This window comes from Polaribacter sp. Hel1_33_78 (genome assembly GCF_900106075.1).
Lineage (GTDB): Bacteria > Bacteroidota > Bacteroidia > Flavobacteriales > Flavobacteriaceae > Polaribacter.
The window spans coordinates 1422100-1443395 of the sequence record NZ_LT629794.1 but is presented as its reverse complement, the minus strand read 5'-3'; the positions used below and the strand labels follow the sequence as shown (position 1 = coordinate 1443395).

The 21296-nt window shown below is 30.2% G+C and carries 21 protein-coding genes and 1 other RNA gene; 7 read left to right on the top strand and 15 right to left on the bottom strand.

What is annotated here, in order from left to right; genetic code table 11:
- Complete coding sequence (gene glmM, locus BLT88_RS06090; RefSeq protein ID WP_091953668.1) at positions 1-1389, bottom strand: phosphoglucosamine mutase; 1389 nt, start codon at positions 1387-1389, stop codon at positions 1-3.
- A gap of 143 nt (positions 1390-1532) precedes the next feature.
- Here glmM and BLT88_RS06085 point away from each other — a divergent pair, with 143 nt between their 5' ends.
- Entirely contained in the window at positions 1533-2339 is an 807-nt protein-coding gene (locus BLT88_RS06085) for a DUF6090 family protein (RefSeq protein ID WP_091953666.1), read from the top strand.
- A gap of 68 nt (positions 2340-2407) precedes the next feature.
- Here the strand turns inward: BLT88_RS06085 and rimO are convergent, their stop codons facing one another.
- Positions 2408-3721 carry a 30S ribosomal protein S12 methylthiotransferase RimO gene (rimO, locus tag BLT88_RS06080; protein WP_036785610.1) on the bottom strand — a complete coding sequence of 438 codons (1314 nt, stop codon included), beginning with the start codon at positions 3719-3721 and terminating at the stop codon, positions 2408-2410.
- A 630-nt stretch (positions 3722-4351) separates the two neighbouring features.
- Between rimO and BLT88_RS06070 the strand changes: the two genes are divergently transcribed.
- On the top strand, positions 4352-5410 hold the full coding sequence (locus BLT88_RS06070) for an MBL fold metallo-hydrolase (protein WP_197675656.1): 1059 nt from the start codon (positions 4352-4354) through the stop codon (positions 5408-5410).
- A gap of 613 nt (positions 5411-6023) precedes the next feature.
- Positions 6024-7058, top strand: a complete 1035-nt coding sequence (locus BLT88_RS06065) for a glycosyl hydrolase (protein ID WP_091953663.1) — start codon at positions 6024-6026, stop codon at positions 7056-7058.
- A 73-nt stretch (positions 7059-7131) separates the two neighbouring features.
- On the opposite strand, the gene ftsY is transcribed toward BLT88_RS06065, so the two are convergent.
- The 8 genes from ftsY to BLT88_RS06025 all read right to left on the bottom strand — a co-directional run bounded on the left by ftsY (position 7132) and on the right by BLT88_RS06025 (position 13096).
- Positions 7132-8085, bottom strand: coding sequence for a signal recognition particle-docking protein FtsY (gene ftsY, locus BLT88_RS06060; protein ID WP_091953662.1), 954 nt, complete (start codon positions 8083-8085; stop codon positions 7132-7134).
- A gap of 284 nt (positions 8086-8369) precedes the next feature.
- Entirely contained in the window at positions 8370-8522 is a 153-nt protein-coding gene (locus BLT88_RS06055; protein WP_081958155.1) for a DUF4295 domain-containing protein, read from the bottom strand.
- A gap of 52 nt (positions 8523-8574) precedes the next feature.
- Positions 8575-8757 (bottom strand): 50S ribosomal protein L33, encoded by a 183-nt coding sequence (gene rpmG, locus BLT88_RS06050; protein ID WP_036785601.1) that lies wholly within the window; start codon positions 8755-8757, stop codon positions 8575-8577.
- A gap of 27 nt (positions 8758-8784) precedes the next feature.
- Positions 8785-9024, bottom strand: coding sequence for a 50S ribosomal protein L28 (gene rpmB, locus BLT88_RS06045; RefSeq protein ID WP_036785598.1), 240 nt, complete (start codon positions 9022-9024; stop codon positions 8785-8787).
- A gap of 87 nt (positions 9025-9111) precedes the next feature.
- Positions 9112-10353 carry a competence/damage-inducible protein A gene (locus BLT88_RS06040; protein WP_091953660.1) on the bottom strand — a complete coding sequence of 414 codons (1242 nt, stop codon included), beginning with the start codon at positions 10351-10353 and terminating at the stop codon, positions 9112-9114.
- Positions 10354-10555: 202 nt separating this feature from the next.
- Positions 10556-11164 (bottom strand): fumarylacetoacetate hydrolase family protein, encoded by a 609-nt coding sequence (locus BLT88_RS06035; protein ID WP_091953659.1) that lies wholly within the window; start codon positions 11162-11164, stop codon positions 10556-10558.
- Positions 11165-11328: 164 nt separating this feature from the next.
- Positions 11329-12198 (bottom strand): formyltetrahydrofolate deformylase, encoded by an 870-nt coding sequence (purU, locus tag BLT88_RS06030; RefSeq protein WP_091953657.1) that lies wholly within the window; start codon positions 12196-12198, stop codon positions 11329-11331.
- 58 nt (positions 12199-12256) lie between these two features.
- Positions 12257-13096, bottom strand: a complete 840-nt coding sequence (locus BLT88_RS06025; RefSeq protein ID WP_091953656.1) for a 1,4-dihydroxy-2-naphthoyl-CoA synthase — start codon at positions 13094-13096, stop codon at positions 12257-12259.
- Positions 13097-13166: 70 nt separating this feature from the next.
- Between BLT88_RS06025 and BLT88_RS06020 the strand changes: the two genes are divergently transcribed.
- The gene (locus BLT88_RS06020) at positions 13167-14324 is read left to right on the top strand and encodes an alpha/beta hydrolase-fold protein (protein ID WP_091953654.1); all 1158 of its coding nucleotides are present in this window, start codon (positions 13167-13169) and stop codon (positions 14322-14324) included.
- Positions 14325-14387: 63 nt separating this feature from the next.
- Here the strand turns inward: BLT88_RS06020 and BLT88_RS06015 are convergent, their stop codons facing one another.
- From BLT88_RS06015 to fsa, 3 genes are all read right to left on the bottom strand, one after another.
- Positions 14388-14879, bottom strand: coding sequence for a DNA-binding protein (locus BLT88_RS06015; RefSeq protein WP_231960100.1), 492 nt, complete (start codon positions 14877-14879; stop codon positions 14388-14390).
- The gene (menD, locus tag BLT88_RS06010; RefSeq protein WP_091953653.1) at positions 14879-16537 is read right to left on the bottom strand and encodes a 2-succinyl-5-enolpyruvyl-6-hydroxy-3-cyclohexene-1-carboxylic-acid synthase; all 1659 of its coding nucleotides are present in this window, start codon (positions 16535-16537) and stop codon (positions 14879-14881) included. Before menD ends, BLT88_RS06015 begins: the two co-directional genes overlap by 1 nt.
- Positions 16538-16611: 74 nt before the next feature.
- A complete protein-coding gene (gene fsa / locus BLT88_RS06005; protein ID WP_036785574.1) occupies positions 16612-17265 on the bottom strand; it encodes a fructose-6-phosphate aldolase in 654 nt (217 codons plus the stop codon).
- Positions 17266-17482: 217 nt separating this feature from the next.
- On the opposite strand from fsa, the gene BLT88_RS06000 reads away from it, so the two are divergent.
- Positions 17483-18511 (top strand): hypothetical protein, encoded by a 1029-nt coding sequence (locus BLT88_RS06000; RefSeq protein ID WP_091953651.1) that lies wholly within the window; start codon positions 17483-17485, stop codon positions 18509-18511.
- 8 nt (positions 18512-18519) lie between these two features.
- Here BLT88_RS06000 and BLT88_RS05995 read toward each other — a convergent pair whose 3' ends face one another.
- Both BLT88_RS05995 and ffs read right to left on the bottom strand, forming a co-directional pair.
- Positions 18520-19323: an SDR family oxidoreductase gene (locus tag BLT88_RS05995; RefSeq protein ID WP_091953650.1), complete on the bottom strand. Its 804-nt coding sequence runs from the start codon at positions 19321-19323 to the stop codon at positions 18520-18522.
- 119 nt (positions 19324-19442) lie between these two features.
- An RNA gene (ffs, locus tag BLT88_RS05990) (signal recognition particle sRNA small type) lies at positions 19443-19541 on the bottom strand.
- A 187-nt stretch (positions 19542-19728) separates the two neighbouring features.
- Here ffs and BLT88_RS05985 point away from each other — a divergent pair.
- Positions 19729-20250, top strand: coding sequence for a DUF4199 domain-containing protein (locus BLT88_RS05985; RefSeq protein WP_091953648.1), 522 nt, complete (start codon positions 19729-19731; stop codon positions 20248-20250).
- 50 nt (positions 20251-20300) lie between these two features.
- On the top strand, positions 20301-21257 hold the full coding sequence (locus BLT88_RS05980; RefSeq protein ID WP_091953647.1) for a glycosyltransferase family 2 protein: 957 nt from the start codon (positions 20301-20303) through the stop codon (positions 21255-21257).
- Positions 21258-21296 lie beyond the last annotated feature (39 nt).

The window sequence follows — 21296 nt, the reverse complement described above, 5'->3', positions numbered from 1 at the left end:
TTAAATAATTTCTTCAATTTCATTGATAAATCTAACCGCTAAAGCATCTGCCGAATCTTGAGATTTTGCCTCTGTATAAATTCTAATGATTGGCTCTGTATTCGATTTTCTTAAATGAATCCATTCGTCTGAAAAATCGATTTTTACCCCATCAATGGTATTAACATCCTCGTTTTTATAAGTTGAAGCCATTGTCTCTAAAATTTCATCAACATTAATTTCTGGTGTTAATTGAATTTTATTTTTACTCATAAAATAACTAGGATACGAATCTCTTAATTCTTTACAAGATATTTTTTTATGTGCTAAGTGTGATAAAAATAAAGCTACTCCCACTAAAGAATCACGTCCATAATGCGAAGCAGGATAAATGATCCCTCCATTTCCTTCGCCACCAATTACAGTATTGGTCTCCTTCATTTTAATAACAACATTTACTTCACCTACAGCACTTGCTGTATAAGTTCCTCCATGTTTTTGAGTAACATCTCTTAAAGCTCTGGAAGAGGATAAATTGGACACTGTATTTCCTCCACCTAAACGTCCTAAAACATAATCTGCACAAGCAACTAAAGTATATTCTTCACCAAACATCGAACCATCCTCAGAAACCAAAGCTAATCTATCTACATCTGGATCTACGACAATTCCGAAATCTGCTTTTTCTTTAACTACTAATTCCGAAATATCTGTTAAATGTTCTTTTAAAGGTTCTGGATTGTGAGGGAATTGTCCGTTTGGTGTACAATATAACTCAACACATTTTACACCTAATTTTTTTAGCAATGCGGGTATAAAAATTCCTCCTGATGAATTCACACCATCAACAACAACTTTAAATTTTGCTTTTTTAATAGCTTTTACATCAACTAAATCAAGTTTTAAAACTTCTTTAATATGCTTTTTTAAATATTTTTTATTTTTTTTATAATTTCCTAAGTCATCAACTTGTGCAAAAGTAAAGGCCTCACTTTCTGCCAATTCTAAAATTTTTTCACCTTCAGCACCATTTAAAAACTCACCTTTCTCATTCAATAATTTTAAGGCATTCCATTCTTTTGGATTGTGAGAAGCTGTTAAAATAATACCTCCATCTGCTTTTTCTAAAGGCACGGCAACCTCTACTGTTGGTGTTGTAGATAAGCCTAAATCAATAACGTTAATGCCCATACCTACCAATGTATTTGCCACCAAACTAGAAACCATTTTACCAGAAATACGAGCATCTCTGCCAATTACTACAGTGATTTTTTCTTTGTTTGGATTTCTATTTTTTATAAAAGCTCCATAAGCTGAAGCAAATTTTACAGTATCTATAGGAGTTAAATTATCCGCAGTTTTACCACCAATTGTTCCTCTAATTCCTGATATTGATTTTATTAATGTCATTGTCATTATTTTTCACAACAAATATAATTTTTTTCATTTGATTTTAATTGATTAATATCCTAATAGTGTTTTTCTAACACAAAATCCTTTTCGTTTTTAATGCGTTATGTTTTTTTAGTATCTTTAAAATTAAGATTGAACTAATGATACATTTATTCAGAAAAATTAGACAAGAACACATTACGAAGAATAGATTAAGAAAATATTTAATGTATGCTTTTGGAGAAATTATTTTAGTAATGGTTGGTATTTTGCTTGCACTACAATTTAATAATTGGAATCAAGAGAAAGAAAATACGAAAAAAGAAAATTGGTACTTAATTAATATTGTTGAGGATATAGAATATCAAAAAAGTAGCATAAAATATATTAAAAATAATTGCCTTAAATCTATAGAAATTGGACAATCAATTATGAAGGCATATAAAACGAACAAAACTTTTTTAGAAGTAGATAGTTTAGACAAAAAGCTAAATTTTTTAATGAGGTCCTTTACGTTTCCAAATATAAACAACACGTATTCTGAGCTTGTTTCTTCTGGTAAATTTGACTTAATTCAGGAAAAAGAATTAAGCCTAAATATTATTGATTACTTCATTTATATTGAAGAAAATCATACTAATACAAAAACTGCTATTATAAATGTATTCTACCCAGAAATTTATCATGTTTATAATCAATTTTCTCAAGCAGTACCATATGAAAAAAACATGAATACTACTAATCAATATATATTAGAAGAAGATTCAGATATCACAAAATACATCAATAATTTACTAGAGAAACCTGCATCTAAATTACTTCTTATGAATGCTATTAGAACACAAATTTCAATTTTAATGAATAATGTTGCAGTTATAGATGAAACATTAGAACTCTCAAAAGAGTTGATTCAATTAATTGATAACTATTTAGGATTAACCTCGGAAATGGTAAATCATTATGATTGATAAGAATGAGCAACTCACATTTCGTTTCTCTTTGTAGAATAAGTGTTTTATAATTATAAAACTTATTATTATTTCATCGGAGTGCCATACAAATCGTAATCTCCAGCTTCATGAATTTTTACATCTATAAACTCCCCTATTTTTATGTAATGCTCTTTAGCATCAACCAAAACATCATTATCTACATCTGGTGAATCAGATTCTGTTCTTCCGTAAAAATATTCGCCATCTTTTCTATCAAACAAACATTTAAAAGTCTTTCCTATTTTAGCTTGATTCAATTCCCAAGAAATTTGAGATTGAACTTCCATAATTTCATTTACTCTTTTAAACTTTACTTCAGCAGGCACATCATCTTCTAAAACATATGCTCCCGTATTTTCTTCATGTGAATATTCAAAAGCACCTAAACGTTCAAATCGCATTTCTTCAACCCAGTCTTTCAATTCTTGAAACATTTCTTCTGTTTCCCCAGGGTAACCAACAATTAAAGTAGTTCTGATTGCCATTTCTGGCACAGCTTCTCTAAATTTATGAATCAATGCAGTTGTTTTTTCGTGCGTTGTTCCACGTTTCATAGATTTTAGCAACTCTGTATTAATGTGCTGTAGAGGAATATCTAAATAATTACAAACTTTTGGCTCACGTTTCATCACGTCTAAAACATCCATAGGAAACCCTGTTGGAAAGGCATAATGCATACGGATCCACTCAATTCCGTCTACTTTTGCTAAAGCTTCTAATAATTGGGCTAATGCTCTTTTTTTGTAAATATCTAAACCATAATATGTTAAATCTTGTGCGATTAACATTACCTCTTTAATTCCTTTTTCTGCTAGTTTTGTTGCTTCAGTAATAATATCTTCAATTGGCGTAGATACATGTTTTCCTCTCATTAAAGGAATTGCACAAAACGAACAAGGTCTATCGCAACCTTCTGCAATTTTTAAATATGCGTAATGTTTCGGGGTTGTTGTTAAACGTTCTCCAATTAATTCGTGTTTATAATCTGCTTCTAAAACTTTTAATAGATTTGGCAAATCATGTGTTCCGAAATACTGATCTACATTAGGTATTTGGTCTTCTAAATCTGGTTTATAACGTTCACTTAAACATCCAGAAACAAAAACTTTATCAATTTCTCCTGCTTCCTTTCTGTTTGCGTAGTGCAAAATAGTATCAATAGATTCCTCTTTTGCTTTCCCTATAAAACCACAAGTATTTATAACTACAATATTCCCATCATCTTCAGGATCTTCATGCACAACGTTTTTACCATTTGCTTTTAACTGGCCCATTAACACTTCACTATCGTAAATATTTTTAGAGCAACCTAAGGTAACAACATTGATCTTATTTTTCTTGATGGTTTTTGTACGCATATTTTAGCTTTTTGCCTTTCACTAAATCGCTTTTGGCAGTATATTTTTATAAATTATTATTCGAATAATATAAATTATTAAAATGGTTGCAAAAATAGTGCTTTTAAAATGATTGGTATTCTTTCTATTGATTGTTTTTAGTCAATTGTAAAAATTTCGACATTTATTTAAAAATGGCAAATACTTAAGATTAGTACTTTTAAGGGGTTTTTAGATCTCATTAAAATATTATAAATTTAAATATTATAAAAGATAATAAATACAACTTCTTAAAAAAAAAGCTTGTGTATAGAATAACCCATAAAATTTTATCGAAAGACGCTGAAAGAGATGCTGTTTTAGTTTTTTTAGCACTGATAATAGGATTTTGTTTTGAGATTTTTTTTGATAAAGAAAAATATAATGAAGCTTTTCTATGATTATAAAGAGAAAATAAAGAATCCATTAACAATAAAGACTTTAACTTTTAGCGAAAATCGCTGGTTCCTAAATTACTATTAGCAGTGCAGGACAGATTTTAATCCAATGAATAGATAAAAGTAATAAATTGCGACTGCAAAATAATTTACAAAATACTTTTTATTGTAAATTTGTAAATCAACTTGGATGTTTGTCGCTTAAAAAACAGGAATGAAAATAAAAAAATTAAAAAAAACGATTTCAAGTATGTTCAGGTTTCTTTTTTTCTTGAGTATAATTGTTCTTTTAGTTAGTTGCGGAATCTTTAAAAAGAGGTATTCTGGTGATGTTTCAGATCATTTTAATGGCAAGAAGTTTGTAAACATCAATGGAGGGCAAGTAAATGGTGCAAAAGAGTTGTTTAAATTTATGCGCACTAGAAATCCTACAAAATGGATTAAAGAATACGAAACGTATTCTAGAGACATCCCTATAGAGAATAATTATACAGATAGTATTAAATTAATTTTTATAAATCACAGTACCTTTCTTATTCAGTTAGATACACTAAACATTCTAACAGACCCCATTTGGTCTGAAAGATGCAGTCCGGTGCAATGGGCCGGTCCTAAAAGAAACAGACCGCCTGGCGTAACTTTTAATAGTTTACCAAACATAGATGTTGTGCTAATTAGCCATAATCATTATGATCATTTGGATAAAAACACCATTCTAGCCCTTCAAAAAGAACATACACCTCAGTTTATTGTGCCGCTTGGAGTCTCTCATTTTTTTAAACGATTGGGCATTCAGAATGTTATTGAAATTGATTGGGATGAAGAAATTGAATTTAAATCTCTAAAAATAAAAGGCACACCCGCAGTGCATTTTTCTAGCAGAGGCGCTTTTGATCAAAATAAAACACTCTGGTGTGGGTATTTAATTAAAGGATCTAAAAATATTTATTTTGCTGGGGATACGGGGTATGATGAAAATATTTTTAAGAAAATAGGAAATGAAAATCCGAGTTTAGACTTGTCTATTATTCCAATTGGCGCTTATAAACCCAATTGGTTTATGTCCCTAATTCATACAAATCCGAATGAGGCCGTAAAAATACATATAGACTTAAAGACAAAACAATCTGTAGCCACACATTTTGGCACATTTGCTTTGGCTGATGAAGGACAAGGCGAAGCTGGGAAAGATCTAAAAATAGCATTGGGCACCTATAAAATTTCAAATGAGAAATTTTTAATTCCTGAGGAAGGAATTTTCTATGAGTTTTAAGCATTTGTTGAGAGCACTCAATTTAATCGATGAAATTTAAAAAGAAGCTAGAAATGCTCGTTTGTTATACTCTCATTCTCTCTATTGATAGTTTTTAGGCATCATTCTAACTTTTGTTAATCACTTGTAACTATAGCCAACTTCTAAAAAAAGCAATTAAAAGAAGGAATTAAAAGAAACGCACAGTGGAAGTCTCTCTTGAATATTTATGAACTTTGAGAAAGGTTCAATATTAGTATTTCCAAATTACAACAAATCCTGAATAATAATTATCGATTAGAATTTATAATGATTTGGTAGATAATTTCTAATCCAATAAATATTAAAAAAAGAGCAAAAGAAAAACGAGTATTAATAACCTTATGAAACTGAAAACTATATTCTAAAAAATCATGCATATCTGAAGGTTTTGAAATTTTATTTTTTATTATGAATTTTTACACTACCTATTTTAACGCCCAAATTTTATTTTTTTCTAGACTTAAAAAAATTAAATTAGCTATTTGATTGCAGAATTCAATAAAATAAGATCAAACAAGTAATAAAGTCTTTTAAAAACAGAAAATTCGAGCAACCTAGCGCTTATTTATAATTGCACATGAGTTAAAATATTATGAAAAAAACCTCAAGTAAAAACAAAACAGTTATCGCTAAATTCGAGCCTAAAGACGGAGAGTGTCTATTTTTCATTGGTCAAGATATGAAGGCCATTGGAGGTCTTGATAATTACGCAGATGGCTATTGTGACCATTTTGAGGTTCCTGCAGGTATTACTTTATATACTAGTTTTGCTAAAGGAACAGAATCTTATGGATATACACAGAAAGGTAATGACGGTATTAAAACTATTGCCAATTGGGGCGCAGAAGATAGCTGTGCAAAGAGTTATATTGATGATAACAATTTTAAGCATAGTGTGATTGCTATTGGATTATCTCTGGTTGGTCATGAAAAAAAGGTAGCGATTGGAATACATGATCATTTAATAAAAGAACTTGGCGAATGGATTAAAGGAATAGAAAGACCTGTTTTTCTGAGAATTGGTTACGAATTTGATGGTTGGGATTGGAACGACTATAATAAAGATGCATATTTAGCTTCTTGGAAACGAATTCATTCTAAATTTGAAGAAATGAAAGTGAAAAATGTTGCTTTCGTTTGGCAATCTAAAGGAACAGAATCTGGACAGGAAATTCTTGAACAATGGTATCCAGGTGATCATTTAGTTGATTGGTGTGGCTATTCCTATTTTAATAACCCAGACGAAGAAATGCTGGCATTTGCCAGAAAACACAAAAAACCCGTATTTATAGCAGAGGCCTCCCCTATTCTATTTGATGGTCCGGAATTTTTAGATACTTTTCTAACAAATCCTAATCAAGCAAAACAAGCATGGGAAGAATGGTATATACCTTTTCTTAAAACCTTAAACGACAATCTAGATATAATAAAAGCATTCTCCTACATTAACGTCAACTGGTCTATACAGCCAATGTGGCTAGATAACGATTTATTTAAACATGTAGACTCTCGAATTCAAGAAAGTGAGTTTATTACAAAAAAATGGTTGGAAGAAGTAACAAAACCAAGATATTTAAAACCAAACCCTAACTTGTGGTCTAATTTACAGAATAAAACAATAAAATAGTTAAATAATTAAACTTAACGTTTAACAAAAATTCGACTCAAGAACATACCTAATTATTTGTTCCTACTTTTTTTTAATTAAAAAAAGAATCAACAAACTCATATTTATTAAACACTTGTAAATCATCCATTCCTTCTCCTACTCCAATATATTTTACAGGAATTTGAAATTGATCTGAAATACCAATAACGACGCCACCTTTTGCCGTGCCATCTAATTTGGTTACTGCTAAAGAAGTTACCTCTGTGGCTAATGTAAACTGTTTTGCTTGCTCAAAAGCATTCTGACCAGTGGAACCATCTAAAACCAATAAAACTTCATGTGGCGCATCTTCTACAACTTTCTGCATTACACGTTTAATTTTAGTCAATTCGTTCATTAAATTGACTTTATTATGCAGTCGTCCTGCTGTATCTATAATAACAACATCTGCATTTTGAGTAACTGCAGATTTTAAAGTATCAAAAGCAACAGAAGCTGGATCTGATCCCATTTCTTGGCGTACAATAGGTACATCTGTTCTGTCTGCCCAAACTTGTAATTGATCTATCGCCGCTGCTCTAAAAGTATCTGCTGCTCCTAAAACTACTTTTAAACCTTGTTTCTTAAACTGACTGGCTAACTTACCAATAGTGGTTGTTTTACCAACACCATTTACACCAACAACCATTATCACATAGGGTTTTTTGTGCTCTGGAATTGTGAATTCAGTTTCGTTTCCAATATTTGTTTTAGATAATAACCCAGCTATTTCTTCGCGCAAAATTGTATTGAGCTCATCTGTACCAACATATTTATCTTTCGCAACTCTTGCCTCTATTCTATTAATAATTTTAAGAGTGGTATCTACACCAACATCAGATGCTACAAGAATCTCTTCTAAGTTATCTAAAACATCATCATCTACTTTAGATTTACCTGCAACCGCTTTTGTTAACTTACCAAAGAAATTTTCTTTAGACTTTTCTAATCCTTTGTCTAAGGTTTCTTTTTTTTCTTTTGAAAATATTTTTTTAAAAAAACTCATTTTTATTTTTATTCTATGCAATAGTATGCTAAAAAACATGCCATTTGTTTGGTTTGGTCAAATTGTCATTAAAGCTGCCAGCGTTCACTATAGAAACGATATACTTTTTTTGTGCTCAACTTATTTTAGCATCAAACGGTGAAATATGAAAACAAGTTCCGCCTAACAATGTTTAATAAAGAAACAAGCCTTCTAAGTAACAACCAAAAATACGGAATTATAAGGCACAAAAAAAACTACTTTCTAAATTAGAAAGTAGCTTTAAGTATTTTATGCAGTAAATATTACTTTTTTGCTAAAAAGTCATTTACTTTTTCTGGTTGCATGATTGATTCTACAAAAGTGTAAGCTCCTGATTTTGGAGATTTAATCATTTTTATAGCTTTACTTAATCTTTTTGAAGATGTTTGTAACGATGCTACTGTTTTTTTTGCCATTGTGTATATTTTTTAAATCTATGTGCTCTGTTCTGAGTTCTAGATATTTTAATTATTTAATTTCCTTGTGAACAGTCATTTTCTTTAAGATAGAATTGAATTTTTTAATTTCCATTCTGTCTGGAGTGTTCTTTTTATTCTTAGTTGTTATGTATCTAGAAGTACCTCTTTCTCCTGAAGCTTTATGCTCTGTACATTCTAAAATTACCTGAACTCTATTTCCTTTTTTTGCCATCTGTATAAAATTTTAAATCGCTTAAGCTTATTTAGTTAAAAATCCGTTAGCTCTCGCTTCTTTTATAACTGCAGAAATACCTTTTCTGTTAATATTTTTTAAAGCTGATGCAGATACTTTTAAAGTAATCCATTTATCTTCTTCTGGAATGTAAAAACGCTTGGTCATTAGATTAGCGTCAAACTTTCTCTTAGTTCTATTTAAAGCGTGAGACACATTGTTCCCAACCATTGCTTTTTTTCCTGTTAATTCACAAACTCTAGACATCTTTTCGACAGTATTTATAGTGTTATCTCTAAACGAGGTGCAAATCTACAAATAAATCTAATTCTGAACAAAATAATTTTACAATTTTTAATGAATTTCTTTCTGTAAAATTTCAAGTGCTTTACTTACTGTTCTATTGATTACTTTTTCTCTTGGCTGACCAAAATTAAATTCTTGCACAATCTCTTTATCATCTGACACAAAAGCAATATAAACCAACCCTACACTTTTATCATTATGATCTGTTGTTGGACCCGCATTACCAGTCACGGCAATTGCGTAATTTGTTTGTAATTTTTCTTTGACGCCCCTTGCCATTTCTAAAGCTACCTCCCCACTAACAACTGTATGTTTTTTTATAGTCTCTGCAGAGACATCTAACAGCTTAATTTTTGTTTCTGCTGAATACGTTACAAAACTTCCTTTGTAATAGGCAGAAGACCCTGCAACGGATACTAAAGTTGCTGCTATTTTACCTCCCGTTAAACTTTCTGCAGTAGCAATTGTTTGGTTACTTTTCTTCAGCAACTCGCCTACTTTTTTTTCTAAAGAACTATCATCGTCTAAACCTGTTATAATTTCAGGAATTAATTGATAAACCTCATTAACCTTTGCATTTAGAGCTGTTTCCAAAACTTCTTTATTTTCGCCTTTGGCGGATAATCTTAAACGTACTCTACCAAAAGAGGGTAAATATGCTAACTTGATATCAGGTGGTAAATTATTTTCAAAATCTTCAATTCTTTCTGCAATCGTACTTTCTCCTTGACCATATGTCATAATTGTCTTATGGATAATAAAAGGTAGCTTGAACTTTTTCTGAATTCTTGGTAAAACTTGATGCGTAATCAAACCTTTCATCTCATAAGGCACACCCGGAAGTGATACAAAAACAGTATTATTTTCATAAAACCACATACCCGGTGCCGTGCCTAAATTATTCATTAATAAAGTCGCTTTTGAAGGCAATTGCGCCTGATATTGCTGCACTTTCTTATAGGGTATGTTATACTTCTTAAACATTTTTTGAATGTGTACCACAACCTCTGGATATTCTTTAACTTTACCATCATTAAAGAACTCTGCCATTGTTTTTTTAGTAATATCATCTTTTGTTGGACCTAAACCTCCAGTAATAATTACAATACCAACTCTTTCTTGCGCTTCTTTTAAAGCATTTAGAATATGTTCTTTATCATCTTGGATAGAAGTTATTTGATATACTGAAACTCCGATTTTATTTAATTGTTGACCAATCCATTGTGAATTTGTATCGACAATTTGGCCAATTAAAATCTCATCCCCAATTGTTATAATTTCTGCGTTCATCTATTCTTCTATTTTATTAATCTCTTTTTCCGTACTTTTTCTCTAATTCAAATAAAATTTAATCCATAAATGAGCAAAACCCAATGATGAGAAACTTATCCAAGCTGCTTCAAAGCAATTGGAAATCAACTAAATAACAAAGTATTTACCTAAAAAAAGGAAAAAAAAGATATCAATTAAATTAATAATAAAAACCCTAGAATTATTTAACTCTAATCTTAAACGCCTCTTTTCCTGCTATCACTCCTTTTAAATTATCGTTCTCAAACACTTTACCCACTCCTGATGGAGTTCCTGTAAAAATAACATCACCTTTTTTCAAGGTAAAATATTGAGAAACATAAGAAATTAATTCATCAGTTTTCCATAACATCGCACTAGTATTTCCATCTTGAACAATTTCATCATTCTTATACAATTGAAATTTTAAATTCTCTAAATCAAATTGTTCTTTCGGATAAAATTCACCAATAACGGCACTTCCATCAAATGCTTTTGCTTTTTCCCAAGGCAAACCTTTTTCTTTACATTTTGCTTGTACATCTCTTGCCGTGAAATCAATGCCAAGTCCGATTTCATCATAATATTTATGTGCAAATTTTGCATCGATATGCTTTCCTACTTTATTAATTTTTATCAAAATCTCTACTTCATAATGAACATCATCAGAAAAAGGAGGTATAAAAAACGGATTCTTTCTAGGTAAAATAGCAGAATCTGGCTTCAGAAAAACTACAGGATTCTCTGGTCTTTCATTTGCTAATTCTTCGATATGTTTTGCGTAATTGCGCCCAATACATATTATTTTCATAAAAAATCGTCTTTTAATTTCCCAAAAAGAGGGAAAACTCTTATTTTAAATTAAACTTTTAAAAAATCTAAATTGTGATCAAATTATAGTCATATACTTTTCTTTTAACAAAAAAAGATCCCATTTTAAAGTAATCTTCTCTCCGAAAAAATTAAGACAGCTATTTATTCTCCTGCTTCCGGAAAAACAACAGCTCTATTGCCAGAAACGATAATTTGATTATTTAAATGATTTTTTACTGCCCTCGCTAAAACTAATTTTTCTATATCTGCACCAATTCTTTTTAAGGTTGTTGGTGTACTTTCATGTGTTACAGGCTTCACATCTTGCTCAATAATTGGACCTTCATCTAAATCTTCAGTTGCATAATGTGCGGTTGCTCCAATTAATTTCACTCCTCTATCATATGCCTTTTTGTAAGGGTTTGCTCCTTGAAAAGCAGGTAAAAAAGAATGATGAATATTAATGATTCGTTCTGGATAATGATTGATGAAATTTGATGACAAAATCTGCATATATCTGGCCATAATTACCAAATCAATTTCATTAGAATCTAATAATTCTATAACTTGAGATTCTTGTTGTAATTTAGTCTCTTTTGTCATGGGTAGATAATGGAAAGGAACATTAAACATTTCTGCAATATTTCTTAACTTTTCATGATTACTGATAATCATTTTTACATTACAATTTAAACGTCCTTCTTTAAAACGCTCTAACAAATCGTATAAATTATGACTCGTATGAGAAACCATAATTGCGACATTTTGCTTTTTATCACCATAATTTACAGACCAATTAAAACTTAAAGGTTCGGCTAGCTTTATGAAACTATTTTCTAATTCTTCTTTAGATATATCGGTTCCATCAGCATTCAACCGAACTCTCATAAAATATGTATCTTCAATAGCATTTACATACTGCTGACAACTTAAAATATTGAATCCTTTTTCATAAAAAAAATTGGTAATTTTTGCTACCAATCCTTTTTGATCTGGACATTTAATTAAAAAAGTAACTATTTGTGATTTCATTTTTTTATTGATTTTCACTTAGACTAACAAAACGAATACTAACAGCATAGAATTAAACCTATGGTATCCATTTTTTAGGAAAATTCGGCTTTCTTTTTTCAAGAAAAGCATCCCTTCCTTCCTTTGCTTCATCTGTCATATACGCTAAACGCGTTGCTTCACCAGCAAAAACTTGCTGACCAACCATTCCATCATCCGTTAAATTCATTGCGAACTTTAACATTTTTATAGAAGTCGGACTTTTCTCTAAAATTTCTTGCGCCCATTCATAGGCTGTACTTTCTAATTTGTCATGAGGAATTACAGCATTGACCATTCCCATATCATAGGCCTCTTGCGCTGAATAATTTCTTCCTAAAAAGAAAATTTCTCTGGCTCTTTTCTGTCCTACCATTTTTGCCAAATAAGCAGAACCATATCCACCATCAAAAGAAGTTACATCTGCATCGGTTTGCTTAAAAATAGCATGCTCTTTACTTGCTAGAGTTAAATCACAAACTACATGCAAACTATGTCCACCACCAACTGCCCAACCAGGAACTACGGCGATTACCGCTTTTGGCATAAAACGTATTAAACGTTGTACCTCCAAAATATTTAAACGGTGATATCCGTCATCACCAACATACCCTTGATGACCTCGTGCCTTTTGATCTCCACCAGAACAAAAAGAATATACGCCATCCTTTGAACTTGGTCCTTCAGCGGAAAGTAAAACAACGCCAATATTAATATCTTCGCCTGCGTCATAAAAAGCATCATACAATTCTTTTGTAGTTTTCGGTCGAAAAGCATTTCTAACATTTGGCCTATTAAAAGCTATTCTTGCAACTCCATTGCATTTCTTATAGGTAATATCTTCGTATTCTTTGGCCGTTTGCCATTCAGGTTGTATCATATTTTTGTATTTTGTGCGTTCTTATCACAGAACAAAAGATAATTGCTTGCAAAAATAAACATTCTAACTTATGATTAAGAAATCACTTACATTAATATTTATTCTTTTTTGTTTCTGGGGATTTTCTCAGAAAACGATTCAAAAAAATTTAGAGTCTGATATTTTAGAAGCAACAAGAAATATCAGAATTTTTATTCCGGAAGGATATGAAAAAGATAGTATTAAAAATTATCCTCTAGCCATTGTTTTCGATGAAGAAGATTTATTCGATATTTATGTAAGTAATTCAATTTTATTTGCAAAAAAAGACAAAGCACCTAAACAAATTGTGGTAGGCCTTTCTATGGAAGAAACAAGAGGAAAGGATATTTCTTTTGATATTAATTCTGGAAAATTAACTTTGAGTGCAAATAATTTTTACGAATTTGTTCGTGATGAAGTTTTATTTTATATGGAAAGTAATTTCAGAACATCACCGTTTATAAGTCTTGTTGGTCATGGATATTCTGCAAATTTAATTACGCATTTTTTACAAGAAAACACTGCTTTTATTAATTCTTTTATTTGTATAAACCCAAGCTTTTCTGATTTTATAGGTAGAGAATTCGCTTCTTATAATCTACTCAAATTTAGAAAAGAAGATAATACTTTTTATTTCTACAGCAGCAATTCCAATTCATTTCCTGCAACTAAACAGAAAAAAATAGATCAAGTTCAACAAGGTTTATCCCTTTTACAAATCAAAAATTTTAATGTTATAAATGATGTAATAAATACCTCTAATTCAGTTTCTGCATTAGGTGAAGCAATACCACGAGCATTAACAAAAGTTTTCGAAGTCTATTCAGGAATATCAAAAGAAGAATATGAAAAAAACATTAAAGAATTAGCGCCCCTGGATGCAATTTCTTATCTAGAAAATAAATATTTAGAAATAGAGTTTTTATTTGGTAGCAATTTAGGTATCAGAGAAAGAGATATTTATGCCATTGAAAATATTATCATTGAAAAAGAAAATGGAGATCGTTTACTTGATTTTGGTATGATGATTTTAAAATTATTTCCTTCCTCTCCTTTAGGAAATTATTATCATGGTAAATATTATGAAACAGGAAAAATGTATAAGAAAGCTTTAAAGCATTACAAAATTGGTTATGGAAAAATGGATCCATCAGACCCGAATGCTGATGCTTTTTATGAAAATATTTTAAGATTAGGAGGGCTATAAAAACCTACTAACTTTAGAAATTATTTTAAAAATAAAACAGATAAAGTGGTTTTGAATACTTAATTAAATCAACTCTATCCTATCTTCTTTTATTAAGATTAGCTTTTGTTTGTACAAATTTCCGACAGCTTTTTTAAAAGCTTTTTTACTCATTTTCATATGAAAACGAATAGAATCTGGAGAACTTTTGTCTGTAATTAAAATAAAACCATCTCTACTATCTTTCAGTTTTGCAAGTACTTTATCTACATCAGAATCAATAACATTTCTAAAACCTTGTGGCCTTAGAGAAACATCTATTTTACCATCTTCACGAATATTTTTTATGTAACCCGTAACTTCCATATTCTCCTCTAAATCTTGAAATACTTCACTTCTAAAAAGTAACCCATCAAATTCTTCATTGATTAAAACAGTATAACCTAAACCAGTTTCAGTCTCAATAATTAGGCTTACTTTTTCTCCTTCTTGCAAATTCATCTCTTGCGCTTCCGAATTATTTTCTCCTTCTTGTAAATTATCTTTTCCTTCTTGCAAATCCTCTTGTAAACCCATTACTGTATGTATTTAAAATATGCTGTTAAAATTAAATCATTTTCTTCACTTGGTGTGAAAATTTCTAATATTTTTGGTTTTTCTGATGCTTCATAAAAACCATTTAGCTGCTCATTTACTGTCTCCGTAGAAAAGGCTTTTTGATACTCAAATTCATACATTTTGCACAAATACTCTGCAGTTAAACAATGCGGAGTTTCAAAATATTTAGAAGCATTAGTGGTTTTCGGTCCTGGAATAATTTTAAAAATCCCACCACCAGAATTGTTAATTAGTATGATCCTAAAACTCTTTGGAATGTTTTTATTCCAAAGGGCATTACTATCGTAAAAAAAACTGAGATCTCCAGTAATAAAAATAGTCTGATTTTTCTCAGAAAATGCAGCCCCAATTGCTGTAGAAGTGCTCCCATCAATACCACTCGTTCCTCTATTACAAAAAACATTAATAGTGTCTTTGACACTAAATAATTGTGCGTATCTAATTATAGAACTATTACTTATTTGTAAATGACAATTGCTCGGAATACTTTCTAAAGCTTGCTCAAATACTTTAAAATCAGAATGTTTTGTTTTGGACAAATAGCTAATATGTTTTACTCTTTTCTCATTACGAATAGTCAACCATTTTGATTGATACGTACTTCCCTTTTTTAATATATACTTATGAAAATTAAAAAAGAAATCAAGTGGTTTTGTCTGAATAAATTCTGACAAGCAAAAGAACGTATTTATTGCTTTTTTCTCATCAATATTCCAATGATGTTTTGGCTGATAATCTCTTAAAAAATTTTTGATTTTTTTCGAAACTATCATTCCTCCAAAAGTTATTAAGATTTCTGGTTGTAATTCTTTAAACTGATTTTTATCTAATGAAAAGATAAGTTGATCAATGGAATTAATAGCTTTTTCGTTATGCAGATTAGAAGTAGTTTCTGTTAAAATTAAAACGGATTCATCTTCAGCATAAAAATCCATCAACTTGTGTAATTCAGTATCAGGATAATGCACACCCACTAAAATCATTTTTTTTTCAGCTGCATTCCAAATTTTGGATAAACTCTCGTAATCAATATGAGAATTATCCAATGAACTCATTGAAATATGAGGAAAATGAAATTTTTGTAATACATCTACAGTTTCGTACAAGGGTTCATCAAAAGGAACATTTATATGAACGGGACCTTTTTGCGAAACTGATATTTGTAAAGCTTCCCCAATTAATTGAGAATTTCGAGTTTTAAACTTAGGATTTTCAATTAAGTTGGCTGAAAATAAAATATGGTTTCCAAAAACATTTTCCTGACGGATTGTTTGGCCATCGCCAATATCAATTAAATGTTTTGGTCTATCTGCAGAAATTACTACCAACGGAATATTACTGTAAAATGCCTCTGCAATTGCAGGATAATAATTTAGCATCGCAGAACCCGAAGTACATAAAATTGCAACAGGTTTTTGAGTTTGTTGGGCAATTCCTAGAGCAAAAAAAGCAGCACATCGTTCATCTACAACACTTAAGGTTTCTATTTCTTTATGATTAGAAAAACCTATTGTAAGAGGCGCATTGCGTGAACCTGGAGAAATTACAACTGTCTCAATTTTAAATTGATAACAAGCGGAAATTACGATTTGTGCGAGTTCTTTTTTCGGATACATTTTTTAATCTTAAAAAATGTCATTCCGAACTTAAAACTCGAAATGACATTTTATACTAAAACCAACTGTGTTGATTAATTTCCTTTTTGATAATCTGCTAAAAACTTAGCCAACCCACTATCTGTTAAAGGGTGTCTTAACAACCCTTCAATTGCACTTAAAGGCCCTGTCATTACATCCGAACCTAATTTAGCGCAATCAATAATATGCATTGTATGACGCACAGAAGCTGCCAAAATTTGAGTTTCAAAGCCATAATTATCATAAATTAAACGAATTTCTGCAATTAAGTTTAAACCATCTGTAGAAATATCATCTAAACGTCCAATAAATGGAGAAACATAAGTTGCTCCTGCTTTCGCTGCCAATAAAGCTTGCCCAGCAGAAAAAACTAAAGTTACGTTCGTTTTAATTCCTTTAGAAGAAAAATATTTACATGCTTTTACACCATCTTTTATCATTGGTAATTTCACAACAATTTGCGGATTTAATGCAGCTAAAGCCTCTCCTTCTTTTACCATTCCATCAAAATCTGTAGAAATTACTTCCGCAGAAACATCACCCTCTACCAATTCACAGATTTCTTTGTAATGGTTAATAATGTTTGCTTCTCCAGTAATTCCTTCCTTGGCCATTAAAGACGGATTTGTGGTTACACCATCTAAAATCCCTAAAGCTTGTGCTTCTTTAATTTGCTCTAAATTTGCAGTATCTATGAAAAATTTCATCTCTTAAAATTTTTAATTAATTTTGCACAAAGATAACAACTTTGGTTCTTATTTTTAGGCGTTAAACTGCAAGTTTTATAAAAGTTATCCATGAAAATACTTAAAAAACTATATTTCTATTTTTATTTTATATTTCTTTTACAAAAAGTTTAAAAATGTTTAACAATTTATTGCAAATAGCTGAGCAATAAAGCTTTATTTTTACAAAAAAGTATATTTGATTTTTCTAAGACACATCTTAATTATTTTAATTTCAACCTTACTTTTCTCTTGCAGCTCAAAAGCAGGAATTGAGGATCAAGAAGAACCTGAAGTTAATAATTGCTCCAATACAAATATTGGAATTACTGAACAAGATAATGTTGTAATTCAGCACGCAACAAATCCTGTTTTTTGGCAGGGCACATACAATGAAACTGTTGTAAAAATTAAATATACTCAGTCGGTTGGTAATGATGGTGAGACAGAAACATTTACTTTTATTTTTAATAAGTTAGATGGCTGTTTAAAAATAAAACGTGCTTTTAAATTTTATGATGGTAAACAAGTTGATGTTTCTGCAATTACTGAGATAAACGTTTCCGAATTTTACACAGGAGAATGGATACTTGATAAAAAATTTACAGGAAACATAATCTTCACAGATCCTCATGATAAAAAAGTATACAGCAGAAAGTTTTGGTTAGAATTCACAGCACAAAATTTAGAAATAGAAAATACTAATTATATATTTTTTGATGACTGCTTTGGAGGTAAATTACCTATTGAAATAGATATGAATAATGACGGAATTGTGGATTTTAAAATAATATCTGAAAAAATTAGAGATATCGGAAACAAACCACAATTCAACCAACACACTATAAAATTAATTTCTACAAATAATTATGAAAACCAAATTTTATCTCCTAAAAAAAATCAAGAACCTTATACTGTAATTTTTGAGCCACCATTTACATCCGAAAATACAAATCAATACTTCAATGGTGTAAAAGTTGCACTAGATGTTTTTTACGAATTTGATGATCCATACCAAAACTTTAATTTCTTTCTTCATAATAATTTAACCTACAAAAAATATTTTGACAATAGCTTGGATAATTACTATGTTGTAAAAATGGGCCTTGACAACAAGGAATATTATGGTTGGATAAAATTTAAATTCAATTCACCTGGATGTAGTGTAGAAATATTAGACACTTATTTGCATCCAATTGAGGCAGTCCACATTTCTGTTCAAAACTAAAACTAGCGTTATAGTTTGTAGTGATTCATTAAAATTTTTTCATACATTCTATCTGATAAAATTCGCTTTAAAACGATCGAAAATTTTTCCATAAAACCACCAACTTTATAATGTATTTTGGGGTTCTTAGTATTTATAATTTTATAAACAGTTTTGGCCATTTCTAGAGGATCCATACCTCCTTCAACATGAGAATCCATCAAATCTAAGTTAGCTTGATACTTTTGCTTGTATGCAGATTTTTCAAAAACAGGAGTATGATATCTTCCTGCGGCAATATTGGTGGCAAAATCTCCGGGAGCAACATTAATCACTTTTATTCCAAAGTTTTTAACTTCCATACTTGCAGCCTCAGTAACAATTTCTAAAGCTCCTTTTGTTGCAGAATAGAAACCTCTAAAAGGCAAACCCATATAACCTGCAATTGAAGTTACATTTAAAATCATTCCGTATTTCTGCTTTCTCATTTGTGGTAAAACAGCTTTCATTACATCAATAGCACCAAAAAAATTGGTATTAAAAACTGCTCTAATTTCATTTGTAGGAGTGTCTTCAATTGGACCTGTAATTCCCATTCCTGCATTGTTGATTAAAACATCTAATCTTCCTTCTTTTTTAATAATATGAGCAACAGCCTTTTCAATCGTTTCAACTTTTAAAACATCTAAAGCAATGATTTCAAACGAAAAATTTTCTACGTTTTTAGGATTTCTACTTGTTCCAAAAACTTTATAACCTCTATCCTGCAAAAAAGATGCAATCGAATTTCCTATTCCTGATGAAGCACCTGTAACTAATATAACTTTAGACATAAAATTAACTTCTACTTATAAATTACGAATTAACGAAAAATAAATTTAAAGGAAATAAAGGAAAGCGAATTTTTGAAATATGAATCTAATACGATTCTGATGTGAATTTAAGAAACAAAAAATGGCAAGCTACCTACATCACACTGCTACAACCTAATACCTTTGCTGCGTTCCCGCCCTGGAGGATTCAAAGGGAGCTAGTTGTGTAGGACTTGCCGCTGCAAATTTACAACACATTTTTATTTTATCTATAAAAAAAATAGTAAATTTTAAGTAACATTTTTAACATGCTGAGTACTAATTAGATGTTTTGTCTTTTTTGTCTATTTTTTAACTTTTGGTAAAGTTAAGGTCTAAACTAGATGAAATTAATATATTTGTATCACTAACTAATTTTAAAAAAGTATGGAAAATCAAGTAAGCAGTAAAAGTATCATTTTGAATAACGGTCTTTATCTAGGTATAATAAGTGTTATTTCTCACCTAGCCTTATATGCAACAGGAAGTTTATTAGAATTAAATTGGATTAACAGTATCGTTGGTGCAGTCGCTATGATTGTTCTAATTGTAATGGGAATTAATGCTTATAAACAAAATAGTAACGGTTTTATTTCATGGGGTCAGGGTGTTAAAATTGGTATGGGAATCACTATGATAAGTGCGCTGATCACTGTTGTATATATTTTGCTTTTTATGAATTTTATAGAACCAGATTTTCAACAACAAGCTTTAGAATTCCAGAGGCAAGCTTGGGTTGACGCAGGCTTATCTGAAGAACAAATTGATGCATCTATGGCAATGACAGAAAAATTTCAAACACCTGCAATTTCTTCTGCAATCATGCTAGCCGCTTCTGCTTTTATTGGATTTATTTTTTCTGCAATTATTTCTGCAATTATGAAGAAATCAGAAGAAGAGACTTATTAAAAAAAGTATAAAGTTAAAACTAGTAACTTTACCTCTTTAAAAAATATTACATGGAAATTTCTTTAGTAATTCCGCTTCTAAACGAAGACGAATCTTTACAAGAATTACACGATTGGATTGCAAAGGTTATGCAATCCAATCGTTATTTGTATGAAATTATTTTTATTGATGATGGCAGTACAGATAACTCTTGGGAAGTTATTGAGCAATTATCAGAAAAAAATAAAGCAGTAAAAGGAATTCGTTTTCAAAAAAACTATGGAAAATCGCAAGCTTTAGATGCAGGTTTTGAACTAGCAAAAGGAAACGTTGTAATTACTATGGATGCTGATTTACAAGATAATCCTGAAGAAATTCCTGAATTATACAATTTAATTGTAGATGAAAATTTCGATTTAATTTCTGGCTGGAAAAAGAAACGATATGACAATGTTATTACCAAAAATATTCCTTCAAGATTATTTAATGCCGCAGCTAGAAAAACTTCAGGATTAAAATTACACGATTTTAATTGCGGATTAAAAGCTTACAAAAACGAAGTTATAAAAGCAATTAAAGTTAGTGGAGAAATGCATAGATACATTCCTGTTTTGGCTAAAAATGAAGGTTTTACAAAAATAGGTGAAAAAATTATTCAGCACCAGGCGAGAAAATACGGAGTAACAAAATTTGGTATGGATCGTTTTGTAAATGGTTTTTTAGACCTGATTACCATTTCATTTTTATCCAGATTTGGAAAAAGACCAATGCACTTTTTTGGTCTTTGGGGTACATTCATGTTTCTTTTTGGAACAACATCTGCATTTTATATTGGTATTTACAAGCTGTATAAAGTCTATAATGGTATTAAAACTATTTTAATTACTAACAATCCTTGGTTTTATATTGCACTAACTTCCATGATTTTAGGGACTTTATTATTTTTAGCTGGTTTTATTGGAGAACTCATAATAAAAGCAAAAAGCACTGAAAAACACTATACTATTAAAGAAAAACTCAATTTCTAAATAGTATATTTGTGTTTCAATTAACCTACTTAATTTTAA